We start from the raw sequence: 4,666 nt of genomic DNA, 5'->3' as shown, positions 1-4,666 counted from the left end.
GTCCGGCACGGCGTCGCCGAAGCCTTCGCGCAGGCGTTCTCCGACCTGTTCCTCACCGGCCTGCCGCTGCTGGCGGTCGGCTTGGCGGCGGCGCTGCTGCTGCGCAACGTCCCGCTCGGCTCCCGCGAGTGACTACTTCACCTCCCGCCGGACGAGCCGGACGGTCCCGGCCGCCAGCGGGACGAGCAGCCAGACGGCGAGGGACGTCCCGATCCGCGCCCACTCGGCGGCGGTGACGCCCGGGTCGGTGAGCGTGTCGAGGGTCCGGTTCGCGTCCAGCCAGCGGACCGGGCCCCGCAGCCCCGGCACCATCTCGCCGAGCGTCGTCCACAGCGTGGGCAGCAGGAAGTAGAGCACGATCGCCAGCGGCGGGTTCATGAACAGCATCCCGAACGCCGTCCCCAGCGTCACCATGATCACCGCGAAGAGCAGCATGGTGCCGACCAGCGGCAGCGGCAGCGACCACGAACCCGACGACCGGCCGAGCGCCGCGCCCGCGACGCGGCCGAGGAACCCGACCGCGATCCCCGCCGCGACGAACAGCGCCGCCAGGCACGCTCCCGCCAGCAGCTTCGCCGCCAGGACGCGCTCCCGCTCCGGGGCGAGCGTGAACGTGGCCAGCGCCGTCCGCTGCGACCACTCCGACGTCACCGACATGATCCCGAGGACGGGGAGCAGCAGCGACACCCCGATCTGCGAGGCGGCGAACAGCTGGCCAAGGGACTGCTCGCCGCCCGGCGCCGCGTAGAGGACGACGGGCATCATCGCGACCGCGCTCAGCGCGATCAGCGCGAGCAGCCAGCGCCCGGCCCGCGTGTCGACCGTCTTGCGCAGCTCGACGGCGGTCAGCCGGCCGAGCGACGGGCGCGCCGGCGCCGCGAGGACGGCGGTCATCGCAGCGCCCCCTCGGGCTCGGCGCCGGCGGGCGAGGCGGGGGCCGCGGCGCCGCCGGCGGCCGGTGAGCCGGCGGTCAGCGACAGGAACAGCTCCTCCAGCCCGCCGCCGGACGGCCGCAGCTCCAGCAGGACGGCCCCCGACGACGCGGCCGCCCGCCCCACCGCCTCGGCGCCGGCCTCCACGACGAACCCGCCCTCCGCGCGGGCCGAGAACCGCAGGCCCGCGGCGGCCAGCGCCGCCTCCAGCCGGCCGGAGTCCAGGGCGCGGACGACGGTCCGGCCCGGCCCCGCGAGCAGCTCCTCCTTGGTGCCGCGCGCCGCGACCCGCCCCTCCGCGATCACGACGAAGCGGTCCGCGACCGCCTCGACCTCCAGCAGCAGGTGCGACGACAGCAGCACGGTGCCGCCCCGGTCGGCGAACCCGCGCAGCAGCCCGCGCATCCAGTGGATCCCCTCCGGGTCCAGGCCGTTCGCGGGCTCGTCCAGGATCAGCACGCCCGGGTCGCCGACCAGCGCCTGCGCCAGCCCGAGCCGCTGCCGCATGCCGAGCGAGTACCCGCCGACGCGCCGCCCCGCCGCCTTCCCCGACAGCCCCACCAGCTCCAGCAGCTCCCCCACGCGCTCCTTCGGCACGCACGTGACCTGCGCGGTCAGCGCGAGCACCTCGCGGCCCGTGCGCCCGGAATGCTGCGCGCCCGCGTCGAGGAGCACGCCGACATGCCGCCCCGGGTTCGCGATCCGCCGGTACGGGACGCCCTTCACCGTCGCGGAGCCCGAGGACGGCGGCGTCAGCCCGCAGATCATCCGCATGGTCGTGGACTTCCCGGCCCCGTTCGGGCCCAGGAAACCGGTCACGGTGCCCGGCTCGCAGCGGAACGTGACGTCCCGCACCGCCGCGGCGTCCCCGTACCGTTTCGTCAGTCGGTCGACATCGATCATGCGTCCAGGCTCGCCGGACCGGCCCCCGGACCGCGTCCGCCGAACGTCGGCCGCGCCGTGACTTCGGTCGGTGGTCCCGCGACCGAAGTCGGCGCCCGCGCCCGCCGCCCGGCTACGCGCCGAGATCGGCGTCGTTGACCAGCAGCGCGACCTGCACCCGGTTGTTCAGCTCCAGCTTGGTCAGCAGCCGCGACACGTACGCCTTCACCGTCGCGACGCTCAGCGACAGCTCCCGGCCGATCTCGCTGTTCGTCTTGCCCTGCCCGACCCGCACCGCGACCGCCCGCTCGCCCTCGCTGAGCCGCTCCAGCAGCGCGCGGGCGCGGGCCTTGCGCGGATCGGCGCCCGCCTCGGCGACGAACGACATCATCCGGCGCAGCACCGCCGGCGACAGCATCGGCTCCCCGGCCGCGACCTGCCGGATCGCCTGGATGATCTCCGGCGGCGGGGTGTGCTTCAGCAGGAACCCGCTCGCGCCCGCGCGCATCGCGCGCAGGATGTGGTCGTCGGTGTCGAACGTCGTCAGCAGGATGATCTCCGGCGGGTCGCGCCGCGCCCGGAGCAGCTCGGTGGCGGCCAGCCCGTCCAGCCGCGGCATCCGGATGTCCATCAGCACCACGTCCGGGCGGTGCTCGTTCACCGCGGGCACCGCCTCCGCGCCGTCCGCGACGCCCCCGACGACCTCCAGGTCCCCGGCGCCCGCGAGCATCATCGACAGCCCCGACCGGACGAGCGCGTCGTCGTCCACGATCAGCACACGGATGGGAGGTGAGTCCATCTCCCAACCCTATGGGCGCCGGGCCGTACCGGCGGCCGCACCGGCGGCCGTGCCTACGGCCGCCGGAGCCGCCGGCCGCTGATCTCCATCCCCGCCAGGCTGAACCACGCCTCGCGCTCGCCGCCGGGCCACGGGTCGACCCGGACGGCGCGCTCCTTCTCCTCGTCGTCGAGGGGCCGGGCGCCGCCGCGCACCAGCACGCTCCACCCCTCGTGCGTGCTGTCCTGGAACGCGTCGACCTCGAAGGCGGCCCGCACCTTCCCGCCCGGCACGGCGGTCATCAGGCTCCGGCTCAGCCGGCCCTGCAACGAGGTGCGGAACAGCACCGTTTCGCCGTCGACGGCGTAGTTCACCGGGACCACCGCGGGCCCTTCGCCGTCCTCGAACGCGATCCGGCCGATGCCGCCGGGTGCGATGAGGCGCAGGCACTCCTCGCGGTCGAGTTCCTCAAGGACGGGTTGTGCGGAGTCAGATGCCATGTTCACGGCCATGCCCGCAACTCGCGGCGGCCATGCGTCCGACCTGCACGGACGTGCCCGGGACGTGCCATGGGCAGGCCCGGGCCCATCCCGGGCGCGGAGGCGGGCGGCGGCTCAGCCGGGGAGCGGGAGGCGGGCGCGCAGCCGGAACCGGCCGTCCCCGGTCCGGCCGTGCTCCAGCGTGCCGCCGAGCAGCGCGACCCGCTCGCCGAGCCCCACCAGCCCGGCGCCGGCGCCCGGCATCGCGCCGGCGGGCGGCGGCCCCGGCGGGATCGGGTTCACGACCTCGATGGTCAGCGCCGTCCCGCCGGGCGCGTCGAGCGTCACCCGGACCCGCGCCCCCGGCGCGTGCTTGCGGGCGTTGGTCAGCCCCTCCTGGACGATCCGGTAGGCGTGCCGCCCGACCCGGACGGGGATCCCCGCCGGATCGGGCACCCGGTCGTCCAGGAGCACCTCGCCCCCGGCCGCCGACGACTCCCGCACCAGCTCCGGGACGTCGGCGAGCGCGGGCTGCGGCCGGTCGGCCTCCGCGCCGCCGGGATCGCCGCGCAGCACCCCGATCACCTCGCGCAGGTCCTCCATGGCCTCGTAGGCGCTCTGCCGGATGACCCCGGCGGCGGCGCGCTGGTCGGCGGGCGCGTCCGGGCGGAACTCCAGCGCCCCCGCGTGCACCGCCAGCAGCGAGATGCGGTGAGCGAGGACGTCGTGCATCTCCCGCGCGATCCGCTCGCGCTCCAGCAGCCGCGCCTCCTCCACCCGCAGCCGCTGCCCCTCCTCGGCGGCGCGGGCCCGCTCCTCCATCGAGGCGATGAGCTGCCGCCGCGACCGCACCAGCATCCCCGTCGTGATCAGCACGGCGTAGATCAGGCCGAAGATGACGACGCCCTGGCGGAACTGGTCCCAGGGCGAGGTGATCCAGAACAGCACGGCGATCAGCGCCGTGTTCGCGGCGGCGATCGGCAGGAGCGTCCGCCAGGGGCGCAGCATCGCCAGCGAGTACATGGCGGCGGCGGCCGTGCCCAGCGTCGAGGTGGCCGTCCACTGCGCGAACATCATCGTCACCGCGACGGCCACCGGGAAGCGGCGCCGGAACAGCAGCAGGAACACCAGGGAGGCCGCGCCGACCGACAGGTCCAGCGGCACCACGATCCGCTGGCCGGGCGTCGGGTCGTCCAGCGTCCCCTGGAGCAGCAGCAGGCCCAGCGCCGCCGCCCCGGCGGTGACGCCGAGGTCGCCGAGCCAGTCCCGCCACGGGCGCCGCAGGTCGAGCGGGCCGGCGGGGCGGGACGGGCCGGTCGCGGGGGAGGGGACGGCGGGATCCATGCCGCCAACGCTAGCGAGCCCGCGCCGGCCCCGGAGCGGTCGAGGGTCGGCGCGGGCATCGACTTTGGTCGACGGTCCCGCCGGTCAGCGGCGGTGCGGGACCCGGATGTGGGGCTGTCCCCACCATGGCCGTGCCGCCTGCCCGACCGCGAACCGGGGTGATCGCGTCACTGTGCGGAAGCCCGCGCGCGCCTAGCGTCGAAGGACATGAGGACACCAGAACCGAGGCGCCGGCGGGCCGTCCGCCGGGC

The 4,666-nt window shown here is 76.0% G+C and carries 5 protein-coding genes; all 5 read right to left on the bottom strand.

Annotation, left to right across the window (positions count from 1 at the left end; all coding sequences use genetic code 11):
- Positions 1-132 precede the first annotated feature (132 nt).
- The gene (locus tag ABZ914_RS46940; RefSeq protein WP_500201128.1) at positions 133-894 is read right to left on the bottom strand and encodes an ABC transporter permease; all 762 of its coding nucleotides are present in this window, start codon (positions 892-894) and stop codon (positions 133-135) included.
- Positions 891-1,835, bottom strand: a complete 945-nt coding sequence (locus tag ABZ914_RS46935) for an ABC transporter ATP-binding protein (protein ID WP_500201127.1) — start codon at positions 1,833-1,835, stop codon at positions 891-893. Before ABZ914_RS46935 ends, ABZ914_RS46940 begins: the two co-directional genes overlap by 4 nt.
- A gap of 112 nt (positions 1,836-1,947) precedes the next feature.
- Positions 1,948-2,613, bottom strand: a complete 666-nt coding sequence (locus tag ABZ914_RS46930; RefSeq protein WP_433154176.1) for a response regulator transcription factor — start codon at positions 2,611-2,613, stop codon at positions 1,948-1,950.
- Positions 2,614-2,666: 53 nt separating this feature from the next.
- On the bottom strand, positions 2,667-3,092 hold the full coding sequence (locus ABZ914_RS46925) for a pyridoxamine 5'-phosphate oxidase family protein (RefSeq protein WP_500201126.1): 426 nt from the start codon (positions 3,090-3,092) through the stop codon (positions 2,667-2,669).
- A 114-nt stretch (positions 3,093-3,206) separates the two neighbouring features.
- Positions 3,207-4,415: a sensor histidine kinase gene (locus tag ABZ914_RS46920; RefSeq protein ID WP_500201125.1), complete on the bottom strand. Its 1,209-nt coding sequence runs from the start codon at positions 4,413-4,415 to the stop codon at positions 3,207-3,209.
- Positions 4,416-4,666 lie beyond the last annotated feature (251 nt).

Origin of the sequence: Spirillospora sp. NPDC046719 (genome assembly GCF_040645715.1) — a bacterium.
Taxonomy (GTDB): domain Bacteria; phylum Actinomycetota; class Actinomycetes; order Streptosporangiales; family Streptosporangiaceae; genus Spirillospora.
The sequence above is the reverse complement of the archived record's forward strand: the minus strand, read 5'-3'. Positions and strand labels throughout refer to the sequence as shown.

Excerpts from the sequence above, each read along its gene's own strand:
- ABZ914_RS46940 (WP_500201128.1), bottom strand. The coding sequence starts at position 894 with ATGACCGCCGTCCTCGCGGCGCCGGCGCGCCCGTCGCTCGGCCGGCTG.
- ABZ914_RS46935 (WP_500201127.1), bottom strand. The coding sequence starts at position 1,835 with ATGATCGATGTCGACCGACTGACGAAACGGTACGGGGACGCCGCGGCG.
- ABZ914_RS46930 (WP_433154176.1), bottom strand. The coding sequence starts at position 2,613 with ATGGACTCACCTCCCATCCGTGTGCTGATCGTGGACGACGACGCGCTC.
- ABZ914_RS46925 (WP_500201126.1), bottom strand. The coding sequence starts at position 3,092 with ATGGCATCTGACTCCGCACAACCCGTCCTTGAGGAACTCGACCGCGAG.
- ABZ914_RS46920 (WP_500201125.1), bottom strand. The coding sequence starts at position 4,415 with ATGGATCCCGCCGTCCCCTCCCCCGCGACCGGCCCGTCCCGCCCCGCC.